Genomic DNA, 25,978 nt, shown 5'->3' on the forward strand with positions numbered 1-25,978 from the left:
GAGATGAGCAAACCCCCATGGACCCAAATGCCCCGTGGCAATTCCGCGATCCCTTGGGCGAGGCGCTGCACCTGCTGCGCATGAGCGGGACGCTCTATTGCGCGTCGGAATTCACCGCGCCTTGGGGGCTGGGGCTGCCGCCGATGGAGGACTGCCTGATGTTCCATGTGGTGACATCCGGCGAATGCTGGCTCGACGTGGGCGGGTATGAACCGCTGCTGCTGAGGGCGGGCGACCTGGCGCTGGTGCCCCATGGTCACGGCCATAGCCTGCTGAGTGGCAAGGGCGTGGCGGCAGTGCCGTTGTTCGACCTGCCACGGGAATGCCTGAGCGAGCGCTACGAGATCATCCGCCATGGTGGCGGTGGGGCGCCGGTGAGCCTGGTCTGCGGCGCGGTCCGCTTCGACCATCCGGTTGCCCGGCAACTGGTGCGCTTGCTGCCGGCGTTGCTGCATGTGGAGGCGGCCAGCGCCGAGCACGCCGACTGGTTGCAGGGCACCTTGCGCTTCATGCGCGACGAAGCCCGTGCGCTGCGCCCTGGAGGTGAGACGGTGGTGACGCGACTGGCCGACATCCTGGTGATCCAGGCCATTCGCGCCTGGATCGAGCGCGATCCGGCCGCCCAGAGCGGCTGGCTCGGTGCCTTGCAGGACCGCCAGATCGGCCGCGCTATTGGCCTGATCCACCGCGACCCGGCGCGAGACTGGAGTCTCGTGTCCCTGGCCGAAGCCGCCGCCATGTCGCGCTCCGCCTTCGCCGCGCGCTTCACCGCCCTGGTGGGCGAACCGGCCATGCAATACCTCACCCGTTGGCGCATGAACCTGGCCCTGAGCTGGTTGCAGGAAGGGGAAGTGGCCATCGCGGTCCTGGCCGAGCGTCTGGGCTACCAGTCGGAAGCCGCTTTCAGCCGCGCATTCAAGCGCTGCCATGGCATGGCGCCCGGTGCTGCACGGCATGCCACGAAAATCAATCGGTAAAATTTACTATCTGCGAATTATTTACATTTGATTTACAAATGCTAATTGTTACCATTTGTTCTTTCTTCCAACGATCAAGGAACTCGTGGTGGCTAGAAAGCGTATTGCCCCGGCATCTCTGCCGATGCTGGGCCTGCTGGTAATTCCCGCTGTCCAGGCTGAAACCCAAGAGGCACTGGCCATTCCGGCGACCTCAGTGACCAGTGCTTACGAGCAGCAAAGCTACAAGGCCACCGAGAGCCGTAGCGCGCTGAAGATCGACGCGCCGCTGCGCGACATTCCCCAGACCGTCAACGTGGTGCCTGAGAGCGTGATCAAGGATCAGGGCGCCCAGTCGATGGAAGACGTCCTGAAAAACGTTCCCGGCATTGGTCTTTCCAACGGTGACGGCCAGCGCGACCAGGTCACCATTCGCGGCTTCAGCGCCATCGGCGACATGTTCATCGACGGCATCCGTGACGATGCGCTGTACTTCCGCGACCTCTCCAACATCGAGCGCGTCGAGGTCATCAAGGGCCCGGCCGCGGTGCTTTACGGGCGTGGTTCTTCCGGTGGCCTGATCAACAGCGTGAGCAAGAAGCCTGGCTTCGATCCCAAGCAGGAGCTGGGCGTCAGCTTCGACAGCGAAGGTAAGCGCCGCACCCAATTCGATGCCGGTTGGGCCGATCAGCAGCAGCGTGACAAGGCGTTCCGCGTCACCGGCGCTTTCGAAGACAGCGACACCTTCCGCGACGATGGTTACATCGACCGCAAGGCCATTGCGCCGTCCGCTTTCTTCAAGCTGTCTGACGACCTCGAGCTGAACCTCGGGGCCACCTACCTCTACGACAAGCGCCTGATCGATTTCGGTATTCCCGCCCTCGGTGATCGTCCAGTACACGTCGATCGCGAGAAGCGCTTCGGCTCCGGCGACGCGGACCAGGATTACGCCCGCAGTGAGGTGTTCTCCTTTACCGCCGGCCTGGACTACCGGATCAACGACGAGCTGACGCTGAGCAACACCACCCGCTACTACCGCTACGACCTGGACCGTAACAACACCCTGGCCGACAGCAGCCCGACCCGCTTCGTCACCGCGCCCAACGGCGAGCTGCTGGTGAAGCTGAACCGTGGCAACGTGGCGCGTGATGAGTACGGTGTGTTCAACCAGACCGAACTGAAGCAGCAGGCCCAACTGGCCGGGATGCAACACAGCCTGCTCTATGGCGTCGAGCTGGGTCACCAGGACAAGTACCAGCGCGTGTTCAGCCAGAACAACGTGGCCCAGGTGCCGGTTTACCGCGACGCCCTGGTTCCGGTGCCGGAGCACGCCAGCACGCTGTCCTCCAAAGGCACCAACTTCCAAGACACCGCCGGCTTCTACGTGCAGGACCTGATCGAGCTGACCTCGCAGTGGAAGGCGCTGCTCGGTGTGCGCTACGACATCTTCGGCCAGGAGTACGACGACGATCGCGTGCAGAACGTCGATCTCGATCGCACCGACAAGACCTGGAGCCCGCGTGCCGGCCTGGTGTTCCAGCCGGACCAGATCCAGTCCTACTACGCCTCGGTGAGCCGTGGTTATCAGCCGTCGGGTGAAGTGTTCGCCCTGGCGCCGACCAACCAGCATCTCGAACCCGAGGAAACCACCAACTACGAGGTGGGTGCCAAGTGGGACCTGCTCGACAACCGCCTCTCGGTCACCGCCGCGGTGTTCCGTCTCGAACGCACCAACATGAAGACCACCGACCCGACCACCAACCTGACGGTGCTGGCCGGTGAGCAGCGTACCGACGGTTTCGAAGCGACCTTCAGTGGCCAGATCACCGAGAAGTGGAACGTGTACGGTGGCTACGCCTACCTGGACGCGGAAATCACCAAGTCCACCAACAAGACCAATGGCGTGCCCAACGAAGGTCAGACGCCGACCCTGACGCCGCGCAACAGCGCCAACCTCTGGGTGGTGCGCTCGCTGACCCCGGAATGGCGTCTCGGCATGGGCGCCAACTATGTGGATGACCGCTACACCGCACTGGACAACAAGGTCGTGATGCCCAGCTACACGACCTTCGACGCGGCGCTGCTGTACAACCTTCCGCAATGGGACATGGCACTGCGTCTGCACAACGTGTTCGACCGCGATTACTACGCCTCGGCCCACGGCTCGGTGGACCTGATCACCCCCGGCGCGCCCCGTACCCTGGAGCTCAGCGCCAACTATCGGTTCTGATCGAAGTGCGAAAGAAAACGCCCGGCTCTTGCCGGGCGTTTCTGTTTTCCAGGCAGCGAATTGTTGGGTTTCGCTGCGCTCTGCCCAACCTACAAGAGCCGGTTCGGTGCCGTAGGTTTTGGCTGAGGTATGCGAAGCCCAACTCTCCCGCAAGAAAAGCCCGGCTAATGCCGGGCGTTTTTCGGGGGGAATCTTCGACCCGCTTGGCGAATTGCCCCACAGGCAAAGCGGTCGCCTGGAGAGTCACCCCTCTACCTCTGGGAGAGGGGCCGGGGGTGAGGGTGTTTACTGGCCTACTCGGTGCCATCCCAGTTCGCGAATGAATTCGCCCCCACAAGATCGACTCAATTCGTCTGCAGTCTCTTCAGCGCCTCGCAGCTCGGCGGGTACTGCTTGTCGCAGGCACTCTGGAACAGCGCGCGCGCCTGATTGGGGTCCTGTTTCAGGCCTTCGGCGCCCTGTGCATACATGCTGCCCAGCACGTGCTGCGCCATGGCATTGCCGGCGGCGGAGGCCTGGCTGAGGTACTTGTGCATGGCGCGCTGGTCGGCGAAGGCGGGATCGGCGCGGCCGGTGTAAAGGAAGGCGAGACTGAACGCCGACTGGGAATGCCCCTTGTCCGCGGCCTGCTTCCACCAGTACTCGGCCTGCTTGAGGTCCTTCTGCGGTTTGCCCACGAAGTACAGGCTGCCGAGCTGGTACTGCGCGTCGGGGTCGCCACGTCCGGCCTGTTGCTTGAGCCGTTCGAGTTCGCTGGCTTGCTGGTCCTGCGGCGTGGTCGCCGGGGCCTGGGGTTGGCCGGCTGGCGGCGTGGCGGACTGTTGTTGCTGTTGCTGTTGCTGTTGCTGCGTGCATGCACCCAGCAGGGCGAGTACGGCGATGCAGGCAAGTCGCGGCAAGGCGCGTTGAATGGACATGGGCGGAGTTCTCCCTCACAGATCAGGGAGGAGGGTAGTTGCATCCGCCGACCCCGTCACCCTACGCAGCGGAGGTAGTCGGTGCGTAGGGTGGATGTCGCCTTTTACATCCACCGTTCCACGGCCGACGCTCAATCCCAGTTCGGCGCGAACCCCGGGTTGGCCAAACGCTCGCCGCGGTCCAGGGTCGCGATGGCCGCCATCTCCGCCTCGGTCAGCACGAGGTCCTGGGCCAACAGGTTGCTGGCGAGGTTGTCGCGGCGGGTGGAAGAGGGGATGACGGCGAAGCCTTGCTGCAGCAGCCACGCCAAAGCGACCTGGGCCGGTGTGGCGTCATGGGCGGTGGCAATGCCCTGGATCACCGGGTCCTGCAGCACCTTGCCGTAGGCCAGCGGCATGTAGGCGGTGAGGTGGATGCCCTGGTTGCGGGCGAACTCCACCACCTTGCGGTTCTGCAGGAACGGATGGATCTCCACCTGGTTGGTGGCGATGGCTTCCGTGCCCACGGCGTCGATGGCCTGCTGCATGTGCGCGACGGTGAAGTTGGAGATGCCGATCTGCCGCGTCAGTCCGCGTGCCTTGGCTTCGGCCAGGGCGCCCATGTATTCGGCCACCGGGATGGCGTCGTCGGGGCTGGGCCAGTGGATCAGCGCCAGGTCCAGTTGGTCCACGCGCAGCTTGGCCAGGCTTTCTTCCAGGCTCTGGATCAGGCGGTCGGCGGCGAGGTTCTCCGTCCAGACCTTGGTGGTGACGAACAGTTCGTCGCGGGGGACGCCACCTTCGGCGATAGCCTGGCCGACTTCGGCCTCATTGCCGTAGATCTGCGCGGTGTCGATGTGGCGGTAGCCCAGCTCCAGGCCGTTGCGGACCGAGTCGATCACCTGCTGGTCCTTGAGGCGGAAGGTGCCAAGACCGAGTGCGGGAATGCTCATGGGGAATTGCTCCTGTTCAGTCGAACGCGCCCGATGGGGCCAATGGCGCACAGTGTCGCCGCTCGACTCATGCGGAAAAACCGGCTATCAAGCCAAAGATATTTGCGCGGGAGTCATGAATGAAAACCACCCTGGACGAGCTGCAAGCCTTCACTGCTGTGGTCGACAGCGGCTCCATTACCGCCGCCGCCGAGCAACTGGTGCAGACCGCTTCGGGCGTCAGCCGTGCCCTTAGCCGCTTGGAAGACAAGCTCGACGTCACCTTGTTGCGCCGCACCACCCGGAGGTTGGAGCTGACCGAAGAAGGCGAGGCATTCCTGGCCCAGGCGCGGCGCATCCTCGCCCAGGTCGAAGAAGCCGAAGAACAGATGGCCCTGCGTCGGCAGAAGCCGGCCGGTCGCCTGCGAGTCAACGCCGCTTCGCCCTTCATGCTGCATGTGCTGGTGCCGCTGGTGGCGGGCTTTCGTGAGCGCTTTCCGGAGATCGAACTGGAGCTGCATACCAGTGACCAGATCATCGACCTGATCGAGCACCGCACTGATGTCGCGCTGCGACTGGGCACCCTTCGAGATTCTTCCCTTCATGCCCGCCCCCTGGGCGGCAACCGCATGCGCATCCTGGCCAGCCCCGCCTACCTGGCGGCCCACGGCGCACCGAAGACAGTAGATGAATTGCAGCAATGCTGCCTGCTGGGTTTCACCCATCCGGACAGCCTCAACTTTTGGCCACTGCGCCATGCCCAGGGAGATAGCCTGCAGATCACCCCGACCGTCAGGGCGTCCAGTGGCGAAACCCTGCGTCAGCTGGCACTGGAAGGTATCGGCATCGTCTACCTGTCGGACTTCATGACCCATGCCGATCGCGCTTCTGGCCGACTCGTGCAAGTGCTCGTCGACGCGACGGTCGAGCACCGTCAGCCGATCAATGCCGTCTACTACCGCAACACCGCGCTGGCTTCGCGTATCACCTGCTTTCTGGACTATGTAGCCGAGTGCCTGAAGGAGCAGGTCTGGACGCGGTAGGGTTCACCCGTCCGTCCGTAATTTCGATCACCTGTCGCCCGCAATGCCTATAACTTCGCGGCGCTCTGGTTGTGGTGTTGTTTATTTCAAACAAATGCCTTGGCTGCGTGAATATTTTTGTGTAGATTTTCATGAAATTTACAAATCAAAAGTTCACGAGGCACCCATGTTCAAGCAGTCCGCCCAGCATGTCGGCACCTACTACGCCCAGACCTACCCCGGCAGCATTCCCCTGCGCCCGATTCAGTCCGGTAGCGAAGAGACCGATGTCCTGATCATCGGTGCCGGCTTCAGCGGTTTGCATACCGCTCTGCGTCTTGCGGAAGCCGGCAAGCGCGTGACCCTGCTGGAAGCCAGTCGCGTGGCCTGGGCAGCCTCCGGGCGCAATGGCGGGCAGGCGCTGCTGGGCTGGTCCTGCGATATGCCGCCGCTGGAGAAGGCACTGGGACTGGAACGTACTCGCCGGTTGTGGGACAGCATGCGCTGGGCCGCCGATGAGATGCGCGAGCTGCCGGTGCGCCACGGCTTCGACGTGGACTACCGCGTCGGCAGTCTCTGGACCGCCGTGATGGAACGTCGGGTGAAGTCCCTGGAAGAAGCCCAGGAAGACGCCATCCACAAATGGGGCTACGACCGTATGCGCCTGCTCCGCCGCGACGAACTGTCCGAGTGGATCGACAGCCCACGCTACCAGGCTGCGCTGTACGACCCGGAAGCCGCCCACCTCAATCCGCTCAAGCTGGCCCAGGGCCTGGCCGCCGCCATCGAAGCCCGGGGCGGACGCATCTACGAACAGAGCCAGGTGCTCGAATACCGCGAAACGCCCTCCGGCTATGTCGCCCGTACCGCCCAGGGCGAAGTGCGCGGCAGCATCCTGGTGATGGCCTGCAACGCCTACGTCGACCGCCTCGATCGCCGTCTCTCCAGCCGCCTGCTGCCCGTGGGTTCCTACCAGGTGGCTACCGCACCGCTGGATGCCGAGCTCGCGCAATCGCTGCTGCCGAAGAACAGCTGCGTGATCGACAACCAGTTCGTGCCCGATTACTTCCGCCTCACCCCGGACCATCGCCTGCTGTTCGGCGGCGGCTGCACCTACCTGGGTGGCCTGCCCAAGGATGTGCCGGCGGCCACGCGTCCGTACCTGGAGCGCGTATTCCCGCAGCTCAAGGGCGTGGAGATCGAATTCGGCTGGGGCGGCCACATCGACGTCAGCATGAAACGCACCCCGGACATCGGCCGCGAAGGCTCGCGCTATTGGCTGCAGGGCTTCTCCGGCCACGGAATCCTGCCCACCCTGGCCGGCGCCAAGGCGGTGAGCGACGCCATCCTCGGTAATGACGAGCTGCTCGACCTCTACCAGGCCATCGGCAACCCGCGCTTCCCGGGCGGCTCCCTGCTGGCGGCGCCACTGGAAGCGGCCGGCAAGGCCTATTACCGCTTGAGGGATGTGATTTAAGGTCGCGCCTTTCGAGTCCGGCAGCCGGAGTTCCCAAATGGACAAGCAAGACGAAATCGAAAGCCTCGCGATCCTGATTCGCGACCTGCGCAAGCACAAGAACGTGACCCTCGGGGACCTCGCCACGCGTATCGATCGCTCGGTGGGCTTCCTCTCCCAGGTGGAACGAGGGCTGTCGCGTCCGACGGTGGCCGACCTGACCGCCATCAGCGAGGCGTTGGGCGTACCCACGACCTACTTCTACAACCTGAGCAAACCTCGCGAGACGCCCTGGGTCACCCGCCCGGGCGAGCGTCGCACGCTCTACTACGCCGGTGGCATTACTGACGTGCTGGCCTCGCCGACCATGTCCGGCGGCTTTTCCATGCTGGAAAGCCATTTGGAGCCCGGCGCCACCAGCGGCGAAGGGCACCTGGACGACAGCTCGGAGCAGGGAGGATTCGTCCTCGAAGGCGAGCTGACGGTCTGGTACGGCGACGACGCCGCACCGGTGACGCTTTACCCCAACGACAGCTTCCAGCTGCCGCCCCATGCCCAGTTCCGCTACGCCAATCTTTCCGACAAACCGACGCGAGTCCTGTGGGTCTTCACCTGAGACCCCAGCTCGCAGGACAGCAGTGATGACCACAACAAACCAGTACCCCGACCTGCTCAGCGAAGTACGTGCCTTCCGTGCCCAGTATCCGGAAGTCCGCTACATCGACCTGATCTGCCTGGACATTCCCGGCCACTTCTACGGCAAGCGCTACCCCGTGGAAATGGTGGAGAAAGTCGCGGCAGGCAGCCCGCTCAAGGTGCCGCAGAACTGCGTGCTGTTGGGCACCCAGGGCGGGCTCTACCCGATTGGCGACTACTGCTTCGCAGACGGCGACCCGGACGCGCCGCGCCGCCTGGTGCCCGGCACACTGAAACCGGTGCGCTGGGAGAAGGAGCCGCTGGGGCAGATGCTCATCACCTCCGACGGTACTGAGGCCCCCATCGAGTTCGAACCCCGTGAGGTGCTGGCGCGGGTACTGCAGCGCCTGGAAAAGCGTGGCATCCGCCCGGTGGTGGCCTTCGAACTGGAGTTCTACCTGTTCGACCGCAAGCTCAAGGACGGCCTGCCGCAGTTCCCCCGCGACCCGCTCTGCGAGGACGAGGACGACCAGCCGAACATGCACATCGAGCGCCTGTCGCGCTTCTCCAGCGTGCTGCACGAGATGGTTGACGCCGCCAACGAGCAGGGCGTCGCCGCCAACGTCATCACCGCCGAACTCGGTCCGGGCCAGTTCGAAATCAACTTCGGCCATTGCGACGACGGCCTCAAGGCCGCCGACTGGGCCGCCCTGTTCTGCCGCAGCACCCGTGGCGTCGCTCTCAAGCACGGCCATCGCGCGACCTTCATGAGCAAGCCTTACCTGAACGCGCCGGGCAGCGGCATGCATGTACACGTGAGCCTCTACGACCGGGACGGCAATAACCTGCTGGCCGCCAACGACCAGCGCCCGCTGCGCCACGCGGTGGCCGGCTGCCTCGATCTGCTGCCGCACTGCATGCCGATCTTCGCCGCCAACCACAACGCGTTCCGCCGCTACGGCGCGATGGTCAACGCCGCCAGCCGCGCCAGCTGGGGCTTCGAGGATCGCGATGCATGCATCCGCATCCCCGAATCCGATGGTCGCAACCTGCGCATCGAACACCGCCTGGCAGGCGCTGACGCCAACCCCTACCTGGTACTGGCCGCCATCCTCTCCGGCATGGAACACGGCCTGGATGCCGCCCGCGACCCCATCGCGCCGCTCAACGAAGACCGTGAAAGCGGCATCGATTTCCCCAAGGACATGCTCACCGCCGTCGCCGCTATGCGCAGCCACCCCGTGGTAAACGAAGGCCTGGGCAGCGAGTTCGTGATGGTCTACTGCGAGAACAAGCGCCAGGAGTACCTGGACTTCATGAACGAAGTCAGCGCGCGGGAGTATCGTTGGTACATGTAACCCCGTAGTCCTGCCTTCTCGGCGAATGAATTCGCCCCTACAGGACTGCGCCTGAATCGACCCAGGCACAGACAGCCCCCTCTCCCTCTGGGGCGAGGAGGCACGTCTTTGGAAGCACCGCTTCCAGTGCCGATGAGCGCCTGAGCGCGAAGCGATCAGGCTGGGGCGCGAAGCGGGGTTGGGGTGAGGGCAGTTTCCGGCCAGCTCAGTGCCAGGCCGTTTCGCGAATGAATTCGCTCCTACAAGGGCAGGGCTGCGCCCTGCTTGGCGATTGAAATCGCCCCTACAGGCACGGTGGTGCACGGAGAGTCACCCCTCTCCTCTTCAGGGAGAGGGGCCGGGGGTGAGGGCAGCTTCCGGCCTGCGCGGTACCAATCCATTTCGCGAATGAATTCGCCCCCACAAAAAAATCGCCCTACACATCCCCGAACGCAGCCAGCAAATCCTCCACGAACGCCATCTGCGCCTCGCTCGGTTGTCGCCCGCGATGGCTGCTGAGGTGGAAGTTGACGCGGTAGCCGGTCTGCTCCGGCAGCAAGGCCCGCAGCTGTCCGCTGGCCTCCCAGGGCGCGGCGATGTGTTCCGGCAGGTAGCCGATATGCGCGCCTGACAGGATGAAGGCCAGGCTGCACTCGACCTGCTCGGTGCGGGCGCTGCTCGGGCCGCTCTGGAAGGGCTCCATTGCCTCGCCGAAGCGATAGGGGTGCTGCACCAGGTCGTAGCGCGAAAGGTCATCAAGGCTGACTGGGTCGCGGTGAAACAGCGGGTGTCCGACGGCGCAGTAAAGGCGCTCCTGCTCGCCGAACAGGGGCTGATGGTCCAGCGCCGCCTGGGTCCTGGAGAAGTAGCCGATCGCGAGGTGCAGCTGGTCCTGCAACAGGCGTCGCTCCAGCTCGGCTGGCATGGCGCTGATCAGCTCGAAATGCACCGCCTGGTTGCGTTGCCGGAAGCGCCCGATCGCTTTACCGAGCCTTTGCAGCACCTGATTGTCCAGCGCTTCGGAAAGGCCGATACGCAGCTCCCCCAGGAGCAGCCCGGACATGCCCCGCGCTTCACCCTTGAAGGTCTCAATGGCACCGAACAGCTTGCGTGTGGCCGCCAGCACCTGCTCACCCTTGGGCGTCAAACGGAAGCCGGCCTTGCCGCGTTCGCAGAGGCGGAAGCCCAGTCGCGTTTCCAGCTTGGCCATCTGCGTGCTGATGGTGGACTGACCGATCCCCAGCTCGCCCTGGGCTGCACTGAAGCCGCCGCTTTCCACCACCGTGACGAAGATGCGCAGCAATTGCAGGTCGAGGTCGTGGAGCTGGCTGAGCATGGCGACACCAAACATTGATGAACGTAGATGCCAAAGTAGAACACTTCATATTTATTCAAAGCAAAGCCCGGCGCAGCATGGCCCCACCTGCAATCCCCCAGGAGCCCATCATGCGTTGTCCCTTGTTGCTTGCCGCCCTGTTCGCCTGTGCCTTGCCGGTACATGCCGAAGACAAGGTGCTGAACCTCTACAGCTGGTCGGCCTACATTCCGGAAAAGGCCCTGCAAGGCTTCAAGGACGAAAGCGGCATCGAGGTCAAATACGACATCTTCGACAGCGCCGAAGCCCTCGACGCCAAGCTGCTGACCGGCGGCAGCGGTTACGACGTCGTCTTCCCCGCCAGCAGCGGCCTGGCCCGCGCCATCCAGGCCAAGGCCGTGCAGCCGGTTCAGCGCGAGCGCCTGACGAACTTCGCCAACCTCGACCCCGAGCTGCTGGCCAAGCTGGCCACCGTCGACCCCGACAACCGCTTCGGCGTGCCCTACACCTGGGGTACCGTGGGGCTGGGCATCAACAAGGAAGCGGTTGAGAAGCGCATCCCCGATGCCCCGCTGAACAGTCTCGACCTGCTGTTCAAGCCCGAGTACGCCAGCCGTCTGAAGGATTGCGGCATCGCCGTGATCGACTCGCCGCAGGAGGTGATCAGCGTCGCCCTGCATTACCTCGGCAAGGACCCCTACAGCACCGACAAGACCGACCTGAAGGCCGTGCAGGAATTGTTCGCGCAGTTGCAGCCCAACGTGCGTTACGTCGGCGCCGGCAAACACATCAACGACCTGGCCAAGGGCGATATCTGCCTGGCCCTCACCTACAACGGCGATGCCGCCATTGCTGCCGACCAGGCGCGCCAGGCGAAGATGCCCTTCGAGGTGATCTACCGCATTCCCCGCGAGGGCACGCTAATCTGGTTCGACACCATGGTCATTCCTGCCGACGCGCCGCACCCTCAGGCCGCCCACGCCTTCATCGACTACATGCTGCGTCCCGAGGCCATCGCCGAGCTGACCAACAGCCAGTTCTTCGCCAACGCCAACAAGGCTGCCACCCCGTTGCTGACGCCGGACGTGGCCGGTGATCCAGACATCTACCCGAGCAAGGAGGTGCGCGACCGCCTGTTCGGCGAGCGAATCCAGTCCCTCAAGGACCAGCGCGCCCGCACCCGCCTCTGGACCTCGTTCCGTACCCAGTACTGAGTCGCCTTCAACCACCCTCACCCCCAGAGGGAGAGGGGAGCATAAGAACCCTGATGGGAGCCCGATAAGATGGACCACGCCTTCGACAACGACCAGGCCATTACCCGCGATAGCCTTTATGGCACCGCTGCCGAATCCACCTACGCCGGCATCACCAGCTTCATGCGCCGCCGCTACAGCCGCGACCTGCGCGGCGTCGACCTGGTGGTGAGCGGGGTGCCCTTCGACACCGCCACCACCAACCGTCCCGGCAGCCGCTTCGGACCGCGCGCCATTCGCGCCGCCTCGGTGCAGATGGCTTGGGCGCGGCATTTCCCCTGGGAATTCGACCCCTTCGATCACCTGGCGGTGATCGACTACGGCGACTGCTCGTTCGACCACGGCACCCCGCAGGACACCCCGGAAACCATCCAGGCCCATGCGGCGCGCATCCTCGAATCCGGCGCGGCCATGCTCACCCTGGGCGGCGACCACTTCATCAGCTACCCGCTGCTGAAGGCCCACGCGGCGAAACACGGTCCGCTTTCGCTGATCCACTTCGATGCCCACAGCGACACCTGGCCGGACGACGAGGTGAAGCGCATCGACCACGGCACCATGTTCTATCACGCCGCCCGCGAGGGCTTGGTGGACCCCTCGCGCTCGGTGCAAGTCGGCCTGCGCACCACCAACGACGACGTGATGGGCTTCCAGGTGCTGGACGCCCGCGAGGTGCATCGCCACACGCCCGAACAGATCGCCGAGCGCATCCGTGCAAGGGTGGGGGACAATCCGGTTTACCTGACCTTCGACATCGACTGCCTCGACCCCGCGTTCGCCCCCGGCACCGGCACGCCGGTCTGCGGCGGGCTGTCCAGCCACCAGGCACTGGAAATTCTCCGGGGCCTGCGCGGCATCAACCTGGTGGGCATGGATGTGGTGGAAGTGGCCCCGCCTTACGACAACGCCGAAGTCACCGCCCTGGCTGGCGCGACCCTGGCGATGGAGATGGTCTGCCTGTATGCGGCGCGGCATAAGTTGGGGATGCGCTAGGCGCGACGGCCGGGCCATGACCTGTAGGAGCGAGCTCTGCTCGCGAACGTACCCGCGCAAAAGCTTCGCGAGCAGAGCTCGCTCCTACAAAGGCACTACGTGCTCCGAAAAAAGACGCGGGCTCAAGACGAGCCCGCGTTTTCACGCACGAAATCTATCGACCAATCAGCTCACGCAACCCAATCCGCGCCTCGCGGAACAACCGTGCATCCATCAACTTCGGCTCGCGCACGATCGGGCGGAAATCCATGCGTTGCAGGATGTCCCGTTCCAACTCCACGCCCGGTGCAATCTCGATCAACTCCAGCCCTTCGGGCGTCAGGCGGAACACGCAGCGCTCGGTGACATAGAGCACCGGCTTTCCGGATTTCGCAGCCAGGCGACCGGCGAAGGTACGGTGTTCCACCTCGCCGACGAACTTGCGTACCTCGCCGTCCTGCACGATGCGCAATGCACCGTCCTCGATGCGGATGTCTTGCGTCCCTGCACTGAAGGTGCCGACGAAGACCACCGCCTTGGCGTTCTGGCTGATGTTGATGAAGCCGCCGGCGCCGGCCAGACGAGTGCCGAATCGCGAGACGTTGAGGTTGCCTTCGGCGTCCGCCTGGGCGAGGCCGAGGAAGGCGATGTCCAGGCCGCCGCCGTCGTAGAAGTCGAACTGGTAGGGCTGGTCGATCAGCGCGCTGTGGTTGCTCGCTGCACCGAAGTCCAGGCCTGAGGCGGGCACGCCGCCGATCACGCCGGGCTCGGCGGTCAGGGTCAGCAGGTCGATCACCCCTTCCTCGGCGGCGACCGCTGCGACCCCCTCCGGCATACCGATGCCCAGATTGACCACCGCCCCCGGCGGCAGCTCCAGTGCGGCTCGGCGGGCGATCAGCTTGCGCAGGTCCAGCGGCATCGGCGCCAGGCTGTCCACCGGAACCCGCACCTCGGCGGCAAAGGCCGGGTTGTAGTGGGTGGCGAAGGTCTGCTGGTGGTTTTCCGGGTGGGCCACCACCACGCAATCCACGAGGATGCCGGGAATCTTCACCTCACGTGGATTCAGCGAACCGCGCGACACCACGCGCTCCACCTGGGCGATCACCAGCCCGCCGGAATTGCGTGCGGCCATGGCGATGGCCAGGCTCTCGATGGTCAGCGCCTCGCGCTCCATGGACAGGTTGCCGTCCTCGTCGGCGCTGGTGGCGCGGATCACCCCGACGTCGATGGGGAAGGCCTTGTAGAACAGGTAGTCCTCGCCCTCGATGGGCATGCGCCGCACCAGTTCCTCGGTGGTCCGCGCATTCAGTTTGCCGCCGCCGAACTCGGGGTCGACGAAGGTGCCGAGGCCAACCCTGGACAACTGCCCCGGCTTGCCCGCAGCGATGTCGCGGAACAATTGTGAAATCACGCCCTGGGGCAAGTTGTACGCCTCGATGCGGTTCTCCACGGCGAGCTTCTGCAAGCCCGGCACCAAGCCCCAGTGGCCGCCGATCACGCGGCGTACCAGGCCTTCATGGGCCAGGTGGTTGAGGCCACGGCCCTTGCCGTCGCCTTGCCCTGCGGCATACACCAGCGTCAGTCCTTGCGGTGCCTGTTCTGCGGCGAAGCGCTGTTCCAGGGCGATGGCGATTTCCTCGGCGAAACCGATGCCGACGAAGCCCCCGGTGGCGAGGTTGGCGTTGTCCGGAATCCTGGCCACCGCTTCGGCGGCGCTCATCACTTTGCTCATGGGGTTCCTCGAGCTATGCAAACAGGGTGTTGAAACTGTAGGGGCGAATTCATTCGCCATGCAGTCCGAAGGACTGCCCTTGGGGCCGCTTCGCGACCCTTGGCGAATGAATTCGCCCCTACAAAGAGCGGCCTGTGCAGCATCAGAAACTGCCGAACGCGGTACCCAGCACGATCACCAATACCAGAGGCACCACTGGCAGCAGGGCGCTGGTCATGAACACGTACTTGTAGGAGTCGCGGTGGGTCAGTTTGCAGATGGCCAGCAGGGTGATCACCGCGCCGTTGTGCGGCAGGGTGTCGAGGCTGCCGGAGGCCAGGGCGGCGACGCGGTGCAGCAGCTCGGGGCTGATGCCGGCGGCGTTGGCCATTTCCAGGTATTGGGCGCCGAGGGCCTTGAGGGCGATGGACATACCACCGGAGGCCGAGCCGGTGATGCCGGCCAGGGCGCTGACGGTCAGGGCCTCGGACACCAGCGGGTTGCCCGGCGCCACGTTGAGCAGAAGGTCGCGGAGCACCACGAAGCCGGCCAGTGAGGCGATCACACTGCCGTAACCCACTTCGGAAGCGGTGTTGAGCACCGGCAGCATGGCGCCGAAGGTGCCGTCGTTGACGCTCTTCTTCAGGTTGACCCAGCGCCGCCAGTGCAGCACCACCAGCAGCAGAATGGCGGCGGTGAGGGCGATGATGATGGCCCAGATACCGATCACCGAGCGGGCGTCCTGCAGGCCGCCGAATTCCGGTTTGGCCAGGTAGCTGGTGTCGAGGCCGGGCAGGTAGACCTTGGCCATCAGGAAGTTCAGCACGATCACCACCAGGATCGGCAACAGCGCCACCCAGAAGCCGGCGCCCGGCTGGTTGTCCTGCCCGTGCGGATCGTCGGCGTGGTCGCCGTAGCCTTCACCGGCGGCAATCAGCTTGCGGGCCTCGTTGCTCAGCCACCAGGAACCCAGGGCGAAGATCACCACGCCGGCCAGCAGACCGAGGCCGGGTGCGGCGAAGGTGTCGGTGCCGAAGAAGGGGATCGGGATGGCATTGGTGATGGCCGGGGTGCCGGGCAGCGCCGTCATGGTGAAGGTAAACGAGCCCAGGGCGATGGCGCCCGGCAGGATTCGCTTGGGAATGCCCGCCTCGCGGAACAGCGCCGCGCCAATGGGATAAACCGCGAAGGCCACCACGAACAGCGAGACGCCACCGTAGGTGAGGATGCCGCAGGCGATGACGATGGCCAGCACGGCACGGGAGCTGCCGATCTTGCTGACGATGCCGTGGGCGATGGCGCGCGCCGAGCCGGAGTCGTCCATCAACTTGCCGAAGATGGCGCCGAGCATGAACAGCGGGAAGAACTGGATCAGGTAGCCGCCGAGCGCCTTCATGAAGACCTGGGTGTAGGTCGGCAGCAGCATCGCGGCATCACCCGCGAACAACACGGCGAGCAGGGCCAGCAGGGGTGCGAGAAACAGGACGTTGATGCCTCGGTAGGCGAGGTACATCAGCAGAACGAGAGAAATCAGGATGCCTAGGGTGCCCATGGGGACTTCCTTCTTGTTGTTGTTTTCCGCTGCGTCGGGGCGGCGGGTGGAAGGCGTTAGAGCGAAAGCTGTGCCAAGTGCGGAGGGAAGGGCCTGGATGGCTCTGGGATTGGGTTACAGGGAGTTTGGGCAGTGGTGCTGCGAAGTGATTTGTCCATTCATTTGGACGATGTCCAGATTTATGTACATTCGAAGTGTCCAGATATTTGGACGTTCAGGGTTCGCAGAACTCTGTAGGGGCGAATTCATTCGCCAAGCAGGCCGAAGGTCTGCCCTGTGGGTTTGCCGGGGCCGCTTCGCGTCCCTTGGCGAATGAATTCGCCCCTACAGAGATGAGGTCGCGCCCAACCCATGCACCTGCAACTTGTTGTACAGACTCGCCCGGGCGATGCCGAGGCGCTCGGCGGCCTGGGTGCGGTTGCCATTGCAGGCCGCCAGGGCGGCGAGGATGGCCTGGCGTTCGGCGGAGGCGATGCTGTCGGCCAGGGGGCGGACATCGCCTGTCATGAGTGCGGGAGTGGGTACGGGGGTGGTCGCCGGCAGTGGATTCACCAGCAGACTGCGCAGGGACTCGGCACTTAGCGGACCGGCGTCACTGAGCATCTGTGCGCGCTCCAGCAGGTTGCGCAGCTCGCGCACATTCCCCGGCCACGGCTGGGCCTGGAGCAACTGCATGGCGCTCTCGGTCAGTTCCAGGGGAGGCTGGCCGGAGCGGCTGGCGATATCGTCCAGCAGGTGCTCGATCAGTGCCGGCAGGTCCTCGCGGCGGTCGCGCAGGGGCGGCAAGCGCAGGGCCAGCACGTTGAGGCGGTAGTAGAGGTCTTCGCGGAATTGCCCGGCAGCCACTCGGGCTTCCAGGTCAACATGGGTGGCGGCAATCACCCGTACGTTCAGCGCCTTCACCTGGTTGGAACCCAGCGGCTCCACTTCCTGCTCCTGCAACACGCGGAGCAGCTTCGCCTGCAGGGGCATAGGCAGGTCGCCGATCTCGTCGAGGAACAGGGTGCCGCCGTCGGCCAGCTCGAACTTGCCGGCGCGGGCGCGTTTGTCGGCGCCGGTGAAAGCGCCAGGGGCGGTGCCAAAGAGTTCGGCTTCCACCAGGGATTCGGGAATCGCCGCCACGTTCACCGCAACGAAAGGCCCGTTGGCGCGCAGTGACAGGTTGTGGATGCCCTGGGCCAGCAGTTCCTTGCCGGTGCCGGTTTCACCGCGCAGCAGCACGGTGGCGTCCAGTTGCGCGGCGCGGCGGGCTTGGCGCTTGACCTCGGCAGCGGCGGCGCTGCTGCCGATGAAACCGGCGATGGTATAGCGGGCGCGGCGGGCCTTGGCCAGTTCGCGCTGGGCGGCGGCGAGTTGGGTCTGCAACTGGTTGTATTTGGCCATGACCGGCTGCAGATGGCGGGCGCGGTCGAACAGCACGAAGCCGAGCGCCCCCACCAATGTGCCGTCTTCATCGCGCAGCGGAATGCGGGTGACCACGAAGTGCTCGTCGCCGAAGGCCATCAGGTCGAGCATGCTCGGCTGGCCGTTCTGCACCACTTCGCGCAGGCGGCTGGCGGGCAGCACTTCCTCGATTTCCTTGCCGAGGACGCTGCGCGGGTCGCGGATGCCGACCTTCTCGGCGTACTTGTCGTTGATCCAGACGATTCGTGCCTGGCGATTCACCGCGATGGTGCCTTCGCACTGGGCATTGAGGTGATCGAATAGCAGCGGCATCGCCACTTCGCGGAAGCGTTCGGGAGAGACGCCGATGACCAGACCGTTGTGGTCGATGTCTTCGCTGGCGATGGGCATGGCAGGGCATCCGGCTGAAACATCAGGCAGCGATTATGGGGGTGTGCCGGATGAACGCCTAGCCTGTACTAAGGTCGGTATCCAGGCGTACGGCCTTTCACAAAAGGAGCAACTACATGGACCTTCTCCGCATCCTCATCGCCATCCTCCTGCCGCCGCTGGGCGTGTTTCTGCAGGTGGGCTTCGGCGGCGCCTTCTGGCTGAACATCCTCCTGACCCTGCTGGGCTACATCCCCGGCATCGTCCACGCGGTGTACATCATCGCCAAGCGGTAGGAAGGGGCAGGCGTTTCACCATTGATGGGTTTCGCAAGCTCTACCCATCCTACGCACTGAGTGAAGCTCAGAGCTCTTCGTAGGATGGTGTAGAGCGGAGCGAAACCCATCGAGCGGCGTCAGTCCACCATCTTGATCAGCAGGATGCCGGCGGTGACCACGCAGGCAGCGAGGATGCGGCGGATGCCGAAGGGCTCCTTGAACACCAGGTTGGCGATGATCGCGGCGATGATCACGCTGCTTTCGCGCAGGGCGGCGACTTTGGCCACGTTGTCCAGGGTCATGGCGAACAGCACCAGGCCGTAGGCCACGCAGTAGTTGAAGCCGCCGAACAGGCCGATGCGCCAGTTCTCGCGGGCGAAGCGCAGGACGAGCGGGCCACGGCGCATCCAGGCCACCACCGGAATAGTCATGCTCTGCATCAGCGTCAGGTACACCACGAACTGCAGCACGCTGTCGGCACGGCGCACTCCCTGGGCATCGATCAGCGTGTAGAGCGCCACCCCGGCGCCGGCCAGCGCGGCGCAGCCGAGGGCCTTCAACGCATTGGACTCCAGGCGGGTGGAGAGCAGGCTGAGGATGCCCACGGAAATCAGCACGACGCCCAGCAGCATGGCACTCGACAGGTGCTCACCGAACACCAGCCCCGCGCTGAGCGCCACCAGTAGCGGCGGCAGGCCGCGCACCACCGGGTAGACTTGGCCGAAGTCGCCGAAGTGGTAGGCGCGGATCAGCAGCAGCCGATAGAGCGTGTTCACCACAACCGACAGGCCGATCAACCCCCAGACCACCAGCGGCGGTGGGCCCACCAGGGGGAGCAGGGCAATGCTGAAACAGAAGGCGACGCCATCCACCAGCGCCATGGAAGAAAGCCGGTCGCTGCCGGCCTTGATCACCGCGTTCCAGCTCGCGTGCATCAGCGCGGAAATCAGGACCACCAGCGTGGCGAGGTCGTTAGTGGCGAGCACGGAAAAACTCCAGCGGCGAGATGAACGGGGAGATGCGGCGTAGCGTGCGGGTTCATCGATCCATCATTCAAATCGTTTATCGTTATCCGTCGAATAAGTCTTGCTGATGGTGTAGCCATGAACCTGTTCCAGCTCCGCGCCTTCGATGCGGTGGTCCGCGAGGGCAGCTTCACCCGCGCCGCTGAGCGCCTGTGCATCAGCCAGCCGGCGGTGACCGGGCACGTGAAGGCACTGGAGGAGCATTACCAGGTGCAGCTCTTGCGCCGCAGCGCCCGGCAGGTGGAACCCACCGAACTGGGCCGGCGCCTGGCCGCCATCAGCCATCAGTTGTTCGCTCTGGCGGACCGTGCGGAAGACCTCCTGGATAGCAGCCAGGCGCTGACGTCGGGTCGCCTGGATCTCGCGGCCGACAGCCCGCACCTGGTCATGCCCCTGCTGGCGCGGATGCGCGAGCGCTACCCCGGCGTGCGCATCAACTTGCGCCTGGGCAACACCCAGGACACCCTCACGGCGCTGTACGGCGAACGGGTGGACCTGGCGCTGGTCAGCGATATTGCGCCGCGCGCCGGCCTGCACCTGCTACCGCTGGGGGAAGCGCGGCTCTGCCTGCTACTGCCGGCGGCGCATCCCTGGGTTGGCCGCCGCGATGAAGTGGCGCTGAACGAACTGCGGGGCCAAGTACTGCTGCAACGAGAGCCCGGTTCACTGACCCGGCGCACCTTCGAGCGGGCCTGCGCCAACCAGGAGCTGGAGTTGCCGGCAGACCTAGAGCTGAACAGCCGCGAAGCGATGATCGAGGCGGTAGCCGCCGGGATCGGGGTAAGCATCCTCTACGACCAGGAGGTGCCCAAGGACCCCCGGGTGAAGGTGCTTCCGCTCAAGGGCGAAGGGATGGTGAGCCGGCATTTCCTCGCCTGCCAGCAGCGGCACGCGGAGTTGCGGGCGGTGAAGGCGTTCTTTGAAATCACGGGGGATACCCTCTCCCCCAACCCCGCTCCCTAAAGAGAGAGGGGAGCCTAGCCGTGCCATGAGTCGCCATGGCACGGGTAGGGTGCGCCGCGCGCACCGGTGTCGAATATCGCGCGGTGGCGATCCCGCATCTGGTGCGCGCAGCGCACCCTACGTCTGGATAGTGCACGGTGAGCCTGGCCGTGCCATGAGTCGCAACGGCATGGGGTAGGGTGCGCCGTGCGCACTGGTGTCGAATGTCGCGCGGTGGCGATCCCGCACGCGGTGCGCGCAGCGCACCCTACGGTCTGGATGGTGTGCGGGGTATGAGCCTGAGCCTCACTGAATCAACTTGCTGACCTCGCCCTGGGGAAAGTAGCTGTCGTAGATCTTCTGGTAGGTGCCGTCGCGGCCGATGTTGATCAGGGACTGGTTGAAGCGGTCACGCAGGGCCTCGTTGCCTTTGCGGAAGGCGATGCCGGCGCCTTTGCCGAAGTATTCCTCTTCGTCGTAGCTCGGGCCGTTGAAGGCGAAGTCCTTGCCGCCTTCGCTCTGCAGGAAGTTTTCCTTGAGGTTGATGGCGTCGGCCATCATGGCGTCGACGCGGCCGGAGATCAGGTCCAGGTCGGCTTCCTGTTGCGAGCCGTACTGCACCATCTGCACACCGCGCGGCACGAGTTTGTCCTGCACGTAGCGGGCATGCACGCTGCCGCGCAACACGGCCACGCGCAGGCCGTCGAGGCGACCCTCGGCAGTGATCTCGGGGCGGTCCTTGCGGGTGACGAAACGGGCCGGGGTCTTGTAGTAGCTCTGGCTGAAATCGACCACCTTGAGACGGACTTCGGTGACGGTCATCGACGACATGATGGCGTCGATCTTCTTCACCCGCAGCGCCGGGATGAGGCCATCGAAGGGCTGCTCGACCCAGGTGCAGGTGACTTTCATCTCCGCGCAGAGCGCGTTGCCGACTTCGATCTCGAAGCCGGCCAGGCTGCCGTCGGCTTTCTTGTAGGAGAAGGGCGGGTAGCTGGCTTCGACGCCAATGCGCAGGCTGTCCTGGGCCATGGCCTGGGTACCGGCGAGCAGGGCGAGGACGCCGACGAGAAGGTGCTTTTTCATGCTGGATAATCTCGGGTGGGTAAGTTCAGTGGGCGAGGAAGTGACCGTCGCGGGCAATCAATCGACCCTTGCTGATCACGCTGCGGCGGTGGGTTCGGGACACCACGGCTTCGGCGACATTGCGCACCGGCAACAGGACGCCGCTGGCGTGGCAGCCCGGTTCCAGTCCGTAGTGGGCAAGCCCTAGTGAGCGGGCGCCGTTGACCGTGGCCGCGCGCAGGCAGGCGACTATTTCCTCGTCACGGCGCAGGTTGAAGCGGAAGGCCAGGAGCATGGCGCGTTCGAGCATGTCGCCATTGCCCATGGGGGACCAGGCGTCGCGGATGCCATCGGAGCCGAGACAGAGGCTCACGCCGCGCGCGTCCAGTTCCAGGTAAGGCGGCACTTCGATATCCGCCGGCGCGGTGCTGACGATGGAAATGCGCTGCGCCGCCAGGCGTTCGGCAATGGCCTGGAGACGCGCTGGCCGGGCCTGGCCCAGGCAGAAGGCGTGGCTGATCGCGACCCGTCCCTGCAGCTGATGGCGCTCGGTGAAGTCGATGATGCGCTCGATCTGCCAGAGGCCCAGTTCGCCTTCGTCGTGCAGGTGGATGTCGACGCCGCGCTGGTGGGTGCTGGCCAGTTCGAACACCCGAGTGAGGTGCGCGATGGGGTCGTTGTCGATGCCGCAGGGGTCGAGCCCGCCGACGTTCTCCGCCCCCATGAGCAGGGCCTGTTCCAGGGCGTCGACGGTGCCCGGATCGCGCAGCAGTCCGGTTTGCGGGAAGGCCACGAACTCCATGTCGATCAGGTCGCCGAAGTGCTCGCGCACCCGCAGCATGGCTTCCAGGTGGCGGCTGCCGAGTTGGGCGTCGACGTCCACATGGCAGCGGAAGTGCAGCGAGCCGTGGGCGATGCATTCGCGGATCAGCGCACTGGCACGTTCCTCGATCGGTGTGTCGATGCTGCTCAACAAGCTGCGTTCATTGGCGATGCGCTGGCTCAGGCTGTCGCCGGCGGCGTGGCTGTGCCAGTCCTCGCCCCAGAGGGTCTTGTCGAAGTGGGCATGGGCCTCCACCAGCGGCGGCAGCATGATCTGTCCGTTGCCTTCCACCAGCACCGATTCGGGGGCTCGCGGCAACGGTGGGCTCAGCGCGGCGATGCGGCCGTTCTCGACGGCGATATCCACCGCTGCGCCGCCCCATGGGCGGACCTGGGTAATCCATTGGGTCATCTGGTGTTCTCGAAAAAAAGGGGTCAGCGGGCTGGCGGCCACTGGCGCTCGCCGCCGTGGGGATCGTCGCGCCAAGCCTGCAGGGAACGCGTCGGCAGATCGAAATACTCCCGCGTGCGCGCATAGCCGTGGCCGCCCATGCGGCCGATGGCGTCCAGGCCGAGCTGGTCGATGTAGAGGGTGGCGGGGTCGATCAGGTCGTCGCGCACGTGAACCATCAGCACTTCACCGAGGATGATTTCCCGCGACTGGCCGATGGACAGTCCCATCATCCGCCGGCACTCCAGGGCGACCGGTGCTTCGGCAATGTAGGGGCAGCCGACACGGCTGCCGGGCAGTGCAGTGAGCCCCGCTGCCACCAGTTCGTCGAAGCCGGGTTCGAAGGGCACGGCGCAGACGTTCATGGCTTCCACCAGGGCATCGTTGACGATGTTCACAGTGAATTCCTGATTCAGCTGGGCATTGCGTGTGGTGTCCTTGGGTCTGAGGTCGGCGTGGTTTTCCACCCCCAGGGCAAGGATCGGCGGGTCGGCGGAGAGGGCGTTGAAGAAGCTGAAGGGTGCGGCGTTGGCACAGCCTTCGGTGTCCACCGTAGTGACCAGGGCGATGGGCCGGGGCACCACGCTGCCAATGAGTATCTTGTATTTCTCGCGGGGGCTCAGTTTGGCGAAGTCGAAGCTCAGCATGGCGTCATCTCTTGTCGTCGTTCGGGCTGGCGAGGGTGCAGAGCGGGCGTTCCGCGCTCCAGGCGTCGGCGAAGGGAATTGCCGGCTGGAACAGGGTGCGCCAGTCGGGTTGGCCGAATGCCCGGTTGGCATGGCTTTGCATCAGCCTGTGGAACTGCCGTTGGGCCTGTCGTTGCAGGTCTCGGTAGTCGATGCCGTTGACCTGGCCGTCCTGCATCACGCAGCGGCCGTCGATCCAGCTGGCGATGCAGTCGTCGCCGCGGCCGGCGAGGATCAGGTTCTTCAGCGGGTCGAACAGCGGGCCCAGGTGCAGGCCGTCGAGGCTGAAAACAGTGATGTCGGCCTTGGCACCAGGTGCCAGGCGGCCGAGGTCGTCGCGCCCAAGTGCTCTGGCGCCGCCGAGGGTGGCGGCGTTGTAGAGGTCAAGGGCGGAGGTGCTGGCGCTACCGCCTTCCTTGAGCCGCGCGATGTTCAGGCCCTGGCGCATGTTGTCCAGCAGGTCCGCCGGCCAGGTATCGGTGCCGAGGGCGAAGTTGACGCCGTGGGCGCGGTAGCGGCCAAAGGAATCGAGTGCCTCGCCGTCACGGGCAAACACCACCGGGCAGTGCACCAGGCTGGCTCCGCTATGCGCCAGGCGTGCGAGGTCGTCGTCGCCTTCGATGTAGATGCCGTGGGGCAGCACGGCGCGTGGGCCGAGCAGGTCCAGCTCCTCCAGCCAGGCCAGGGGCGCCTTGCCGCGCAGCGCCTTGACCAGCGCGACCTCGCCAGGACCCTGGCAGCAATGCAGGCGTACCGGTGCGGCCAGTTCACGGCTGAGGGCGGCGGTGCGTTGCAACAGCGCCGGGGTGCAGGTCTGGATGCGGTCGGGCAGCAGGGCGCCACGGATCAGCCCACCCTGGGTGCCATCGAAGTCGCGGAAGAAGCGCTCGGCAGCGTCCAGCCCGGCCAGGCCGCGCGCTTCGTCCCAGTGTTCGGCGCGGCTGCCGTCCGCCTGCAGGTACTGCATGCCGCTCATGTAGCAGGGGCCGAGGTAGGTGCGCAGACCCAACTCGGCGGCGACGCCGGCCACGGCGGCGAATTCGTCGTAGGTTTCCGCCCACTCCCGGTAGTACATGGAGGTGATCGGCATGGCGGTGGTGATGCCATTGCGGATCAGCTGGGTGAAGGCGTAGCGGTACTTGAAGACTTCCTCATCGAAGCTGTAGCTCTCCTTCGGCCCACGGGCGAGGTATTCCGCCGACCACATGCGGCCCATGGCGTTCTCGTCGCCGTTGTCCAGGCAGAGCACGGTGGAGTCGAGGTCGCCGAGCGCGTCGAGGTCGATGAAGCCGGGACCGAGCAGGGCGTTGCCGTAGTCGATCCACTGGTCCACCGGGCCGGGAAAACCCCGTCCGACGAAGAGCACGCGCGAGCCTTCGATCACCACTTCGCCGTCGCGCCAGAGCACATGGCGCGTCCCGTCGAAGCCGACCACGCAGCTGGCTTTCAGGCCGATGCGGGGTGCGCTCACAGGCGGCTCTCCAGCAGGCGGCCCTGGGCGGCGATCAGCTTGCCGGCGCGGTAGACCTGGCGAGGCGGCCGCGTGACCACGGCTTCGCCCAGGCTTTGCGCGTCCATCAGCAGGAAATCCGCAGTGCCGCCGATGACCAGGCCGTGCTCCGCCAGGCCAAGGGCCTTGGCGCCGTGCTGGCTGGCAGCATCGAAGGCGGTGGCCAGTTCTTCGTCCTTGTTCAGGTCGAAGCGGAAGGCCAGGAGCATGGCGCGTTCGAGCATGTCGCCATTGCCCATGGGGGACCAGGCGTCGCGGATGCCGTCGGAGCCCAGGCAGAGGTTCACGCCGGCCTCGTGCAGGGCGAGGAAGGGCGGCACAGAACAGTCGGCGGGCGCCGAGCTCATCAGCGAGATGTTCAGCGCGGCGAGGCGTTCGGCCAGGGGCTTCACCTGGCTCCAGGGCGCCATGCCCAGGCAGTAGGCGTGGCTGATCATCACGCGGCCCTGGCGGTTGAATCGCTCGGTGTAGTCGGCGATGCGTGCGATCTGCCAGAGGCCCAGCTCGCCCTTGTCGTGCAGGTGGATGTCGACGCCCCGGTCGAACTCGCTGGCCAGGCCGAAGACGATGTCGAGCTGGGCGATGGGGTCGTTGTCGATGCCGCAGGGATCGAGACCGCCGACGTTCTCGACGCCCAGGCCCATGGCCTCGCGCATCAGTTCGGCGGTGCCGGGGCGGCTGACCAGTCCGGTCTGCGGGAACACCACCAGCTCCAGGTCGATCAGGTCGCGGTAGCGCTCGCGCAGGGCTTGCATGGCCTCCACGTGGCGCAGGCCGAATTCGGGGTCGATGTCCACGTGGCAGCGCATGGTCAGCGAGCCACGGGCGATGCAGTTCTCCAGCAGTGCGCCGGCGCGCTCGGCAATGGGCGCGGTGACCTCGCGCAGCACGCGGCGCTCGTTGGCGATGTAGTCCTTCAGCGTCGGACCGGCGCTGTTGGGACGCCAGGGCTGGCCCCAGAGGGTCTTGTCGAGGTGGATATGGCTTTCCACCAGGGCGCAGGTCATCAGTTGGCCGGCGCCATCGATGTCAGCGGCGGCGAGCGGCGCATCACTGGCAGGACGGCGCTCGGCGAAGCGGCCGTTCTGGATGAGGAAGTCTTCAGCCGCGCCGCCGAAGGGGCGGACGTTGCGCAGCCAATAGGTGTCGGTCATGGGG

Annotated in this window: 22 protein-coding genes; 10 read left to right on the forward strand and 12 right to left on the reverse strand. The window is 65.3% G+C overall.

The window, feature by feature from the left end:
* Window positions 1-17: 17 nt before the first annotated feature.
* Entirely contained in the window at window positions 18-977 is a 960-nt protein-coding gene (locus MnOB_RS00555; protein WP_077520701.1) for an AraC family transcriptional regulator, read from the forward strand.
* A gap of 124 nt (window positions 978-1,101) precedes the next feature.
* Window positions 1,102-3,186 carry a TonB-dependent receptor gene (locus tag MnOB_RS00560; RefSeq protein ID WP_077520704.1) on the forward strand — a complete coding sequence of 695 codons (2,085 nt, stop codon included), beginning with the start codon at window positions 1,102-1,104 and terminating at the stop codon, window positions 3,184-3,186.
* 344 nt (window positions 3,187-3,530) lie between these two features.
* Here the strand turns inward: MnOB_RS00560 and MnOB_RS00565 are convergent, their stop codons facing one another.
* A complete protein-coding gene (locus MnOB_RS00565) occupies window positions 3,531-4,103 on the reverse strand; it encodes a tetratricopeptide repeat protein (RefSeq protein ID WP_077520706.1) in 573 nt (190 codons plus the stop codon).
* 131 nt (window positions 4,104-4,234) lie between these two features.
* Entirely contained in the window at window positions 4,235-5,035 is an 801-nt protein-coding gene (gene dkgB, locus MnOB_RS00570; protein WP_077520709.1) for a 2,5-didehydrogluconate reductase DkgB, read from the reverse strand.
* A gap of 119 nt (window positions 5,036-5,154) precedes the next feature.
* Here dkgB and MnOB_RS00575 point away from each other — a divergent pair, with 119 nt between their 5' ends.
* The 4 genes from MnOB_RS00575 (at window position 5,155) to MnOB_RS00590 (ending at window position 9,486) form a co-directional block, all read left to right on the forward strand.
* Window positions 5,155-6,057, forward strand: a complete 903-nt coding sequence (locus tag MnOB_RS00575) for a LysR substrate-binding domain-containing protein (protein WP_077520712.1) — start codon at window positions 5,155-5,157, stop codon at window positions 6,055-6,057.
* A 166-nt stretch (window positions 6,058-6,223) separates the two neighbouring features.
* On the forward strand, window positions 6,224-7,513 hold the full coding sequence (locus MnOB_RS00580; protein WP_077520714.1) for an NAD(P)/FAD-dependent oxidoreductase: 1,290 nt from the start codon (window positions 6,224-6,226) through the stop codon (window positions 7,511-7,513).
* A gap of 37 nt (window positions 7,514-7,550) precedes the next feature.
* The gene (locus MnOB_RS00585) at window positions 7,551-8,108 is read left to right on the forward strand and encodes a helix-turn-helix domain-containing protein (protein WP_077520717.1); all 558 of its coding nucleotides are present in this window, start codon (window positions 7,551-7,553) and stop codon (window positions 8,106-8,108) included.
* Between the two features lie 25 nt (window positions 8,109-8,133).
* Entirely contained in the window at window positions 8,134-9,486 is a 1,353-nt protein-coding gene (locus MnOB_RS00590) for a glutamine synthetase family protein (protein ID WP_077520720.1), read from the forward strand.
* 415 nt (window positions 9,487-9,901) lie between these two features.
* Here MnOB_RS00590 and MnOB_RS00595 read toward each other — a convergent pair whose 3' ends face one another.
* Window positions 9,902-10,801, reverse strand: coding sequence for a LysR family transcriptional regulator (locus MnOB_RS00595; RefSeq protein WP_077520876.1), 900 nt, complete (start codon window positions 10,799-10,801; stop codon window positions 9,902-9,904).
* A gap of 110 nt (window positions 10,802-10,911) precedes the next feature.
* Between MnOB_RS00595 and MnOB_RS00600 the strand changes: the two genes are divergently transcribed.
* Together MnOB_RS00600 and speB are read left to right on the forward strand one after the other, a co-directional pair.
* Window positions 10,912-11,994 carry a polyamine ABC transporter substrate-binding protein gene (locus tag MnOB_RS00600; RefSeq protein WP_077520723.1) on the forward strand — a complete coding sequence of 361 codons (1,083 nt, stop codon included), beginning with the start codon at window positions 10,912-10,914 and terminating at the stop codon, window positions 11,992-11,994.
* Between the two features lie 69 nt (window positions 11,995-12,063).
* Window positions 12,064-13,026, forward strand: a complete 963-nt coding sequence (speB, locus tag MnOB_RS00605; RefSeq protein ID WP_077520726.1) for an agmatinase — start codon at window positions 12,064-12,066, stop codon at window positions 13,024-13,026.
* Window positions 13,027-13,180: 154 nt separating this feature from the next.
* On the opposite strand, the gene MnOB_RS00610 is transcribed toward speB, so the two are convergent.
* From MnOB_RS00610 to MnOB_RS00620, 3 genes are all read right to left on the reverse strand, one after another.
* On the reverse strand, window positions 13,181-14,737 hold the full coding sequence (locus MnOB_RS00610) for an acyl CoA:acetate/3-ketoacid CoA transferase (protein WP_077520729.1): 1,557 nt from the start codon (window positions 14,735-14,737) through the stop codon (window positions 13,181-13,183).
* Between the two features lie 142 nt (window positions 14,738-14,879).
* Window positions 14,880-16,268 carry a GntP family permease gene (locus tag MnOB_RS00615; RefSeq protein WP_077520733.1) on the reverse strand — a complete coding sequence of 463 codons (1,389 nt, stop codon included), beginning with the start codon at window positions 16,266-16,268 and terminating at the stop codon, window positions 14,880-14,882.
* 324 nt (window positions 16,269-16,592) lie between these two features.
* The gene (locus tag MnOB_RS00620) at window positions 16,593-18,062 is read right to left on the reverse strand and encodes a sigma-54 interaction domain-containing protein (protein ID WP_077520735.1); all 1,470 of its coding nucleotides are present in this window, start codon (window positions 18,060-18,062) and stop codon (window positions 16,593-16,595) included.
* Window positions 18,063-18,178: 116 nt separating this feature from the next.
* Between MnOB_RS00620 and MnOB_RS00625 the strand changes: the two genes are divergently transcribed.
* Window positions 18,179-18,337, forward strand: coding sequence for a YqaE/Pmp3 family membrane protein (locus MnOB_RS00625; RefSeq protein ID WP_077520738.1), 159 nt, complete (start codon window positions 18,179-18,181; stop codon window positions 18,335-18,337).
* Between the two features lie 119 nt (window positions 18,338-18,456).
* Here MnOB_RS00625 and MnOB_RS00630 read toward each other — a convergent pair whose 3' ends face one another.
* The gene (locus MnOB_RS00630; RefSeq protein WP_352230855.1) at window positions 18,457-19,305 is read right to left on the reverse strand and encodes an EamA family transporter; all 849 of its coding nucleotides are present in this window, start codon (window positions 19,303-19,305) and stop codon (window positions 18,457-18,459) included.
* 117 nt (window positions 19,306-19,422) lie between these two features.
* Here MnOB_RS00630 and MnOB_RS00635 point away from each other — a divergent pair, with 117 nt between their 5' ends.
* Window positions 19,423-20,307 (forward strand): LysR substrate-binding domain-containing protein, encoded by an 885-nt coding sequence (locus MnOB_RS00635; RefSeq protein WP_077520741.1) that lies wholly within the window; start codon window positions 19,423-19,425, stop codon window positions 20,305-20,307.
* Window positions 20,308-20,592: 285 nt separating this feature from the next.
* Here the strand turns inward: MnOB_RS00635 and MnOB_RS00640 are convergent, their stop codons facing one another.
* The 5 genes from MnOB_RS00640 to MnOB_RS00660 are packed head-to-tail and all read right to left on the reverse strand — an operon-like array spanning window position 20,593 to window position 25,974.
* Window positions 20,593-21,372, reverse strand: a complete 780-nt coding sequence (locus MnOB_RS00640) for a lysine/arginine/ornithine ABC transporter substrate-binding protein (RefSeq protein WP_077520744.1) — start codon at window positions 21,370-21,372, stop codon at window positions 20,593-20,595.
* A 25-nt stretch (window positions 21,373-21,397) separates the two neighbouring features.
* Window positions 21,398-22,585 carry an amidohydrolase family protein gene (locus tag MnOB_RS00645; RefSeq protein WP_077520747.1) on the reverse strand — a complete coding sequence of 396 codons (1,188 nt, stop codon included), beginning with the start codon at window positions 22,583-22,585 and terminating at the stop codon, window positions 21,398-21,400.
* Between the two features lie 23 nt (window positions 22,586-22,608).
* Window positions 22,609-23,271 carry a flavin reductase family protein gene (locus MnOB_RS00650; protein ID WP_077520750.1) on the reverse strand — a complete coding sequence of 221 codons (663 nt, stop codon included), beginning with the start codon at window positions 23,269-23,271 and terminating at the stop codon, window positions 22,609-22,611.
* A gap of 4 nt (window positions 23,272-23,275) precedes the next feature.
* Window positions 23,276-24,781 (reverse strand): amidohydrolase family protein, encoded by a 1,506-nt coding sequence (locus MnOB_RS00655; protein WP_077520753.1) that lies wholly within the window; start codon window positions 24,779-24,781, stop codon window positions 23,276-23,278.
* Window positions 24,778-25,974: an amidohydrolase family protein gene (locus tag MnOB_RS00660; RefSeq protein ID WP_077520756.1), complete on the reverse strand. Its 1,197-nt coding sequence runs from the start codon at window positions 25,972-25,974 to the stop codon at window positions 24,778-24,780. The genes MnOB_RS00655 and MnOB_RS00660 overlap by 4 nt, the downstream gene beginning before the upstream one ends.
* Between the last annotated feature and the right edge of the window lie 4 nt (window positions 25,975-25,978).

The sequence above is a fragment of the Metapseudomonas resinovorans genome, from assembly GCF_002003485.1.
In the GTDB taxonomy this organism is placed as follows: domain Bacteria; phylum Pseudomonadota; class Gammaproteobacteria; order Pseudomonadales; family Pseudomonadaceae; genus Metapseudomonas; species Metapseudomonas resinovorans_D.

Coding starts and splice junctions, on each gene's coding strand:
- MnOB_RS00555 (WP_077520701.1), top strand. CDS start 18: ATGGACCCAAATGCCCCGTGGCAATTCCGCGATCCCTTGGGCGAGGCG.
- MnOB_RS00560 (WP_077520704.1), top strand. CDS start 1,102: ATGCTGGGCCTGCTGGTAATTCCCGCTGTCCAGGCTGAAACCCAAGAG.
- MnOB_RS00565 (WP_077520706.1), bottom strand. CDS start 4,103: ATGTCCATTCAACGCGCCTTGCCGCGACTTGCCTGCATCGCCGTACTC.
- dkgB (WP_077520709.1), bottom strand. CDS start 5,035: ATGAGCATTCCCGCACTCGGTCTTGGCACCTTCCGCCTCAAGGACCAG.
- MnOB_RS00575 (WP_077520712.1), top strand. CDS start 5,155: ATGAAAACCACCCTGGACGAGCTGCAAGCCTTCACTGCTGTGGTCGAC.
- MnOB_RS00580 (WP_077520714.1), top strand. CDS start 6,224: ATGTTCAAGCAGTCCGCCCAGCATGTCGGCACCTACTACGCCCAGACC.
- MnOB_RS00585 (WP_077520717.1), top strand. CDS start 7,551: ATGGACAAGCAAGACGAAATCGAAAGCCTCGCGATCCTGATTCGCGAC.
- MnOB_RS00590 (WP_077520720.1), top strand. CDS start 8,134: ATGACCACAACAAACCAGTACCCCGACCTGCTCAGCGAAGTACGTGCC.
- MnOB_RS00595 (WP_077520876.1), bottom strand. CDS start 10,801: ATGCTCAGCCAGCTCCACGACCTCGACCTGCAATTGCTGCGCATCTTC.
- MnOB_RS00600 (WP_077520723.1), top strand. CDS start 10,912: ATGCGTTGTCCCTTGTTGCTTGCCGCCCTGTTCGCCTGTGCCTTGCCG.
- speB (WP_077520726.1), top strand. CDS start 12,064: ATGGACCACGCCTTCGACAACGACCAGGCCATTACCCGCGATAGCCTT.
- MnOB_RS00610 (WP_077520729.1), bottom strand. CDS start 14,737: ATGAGCAAAGTGATGAGCGCCGCCGAAGCGGTGGCCAGGATTCCGGAC.
- MnOB_RS00615 (WP_077520733.1), bottom strand. CDS start 16,268: ATGGGCACCCTAGGCATCCTGATTTCTCTCGTTCTGCTGATGTACCTC.
- MnOB_RS00620 (WP_077520735.1), bottom strand. CDS start 18,062: ATGCCCATCGCCAGCGAAGACATCGACCACAACGGTCTGGTCATCGGC.
- MnOB_RS00625 (WP_077520738.1), top strand. CDS start 18,179: ATGGACCTTCTCCGCATCCTCATCGCCATCCTCCTGCCGCCGCTGGGC.
- MnOB_RS00635 (WP_077520741.1), top strand. CDS start 19,423: ATGAACCTGTTCCAGCTCCGCGCCTTCGATGCGGTGGTCCGCGAGGGC.
- MnOB_RS00640 (WP_077520744.1), bottom strand. CDS start 21,372: ATGAAAAAGCACCTTCTCGTCGGCGTCCTCGCCCTGCTCGCCGGTACC.
- MnOB_RS00645 (WP_077520747.1), bottom strand. CDS start 22,585: ATGACCCAATGGATTACCCAGGTCCGCCCATGGGGCGGCGCAGCGGTG.
- MnOB_RS00650 (WP_077520750.1), bottom strand. CDS start 23,271: ATGCTGAGCTTCGACTTCGCCAAACTGAGCCCCCGCGAGAAATACAAG.
- MnOB_RS00660 (WP_077520756.1), bottom strand. CDS start 25,974: ATGACCGACACCTATTGGCTGCGCAACGTCCGCCCCTTCGGCGGCGCG.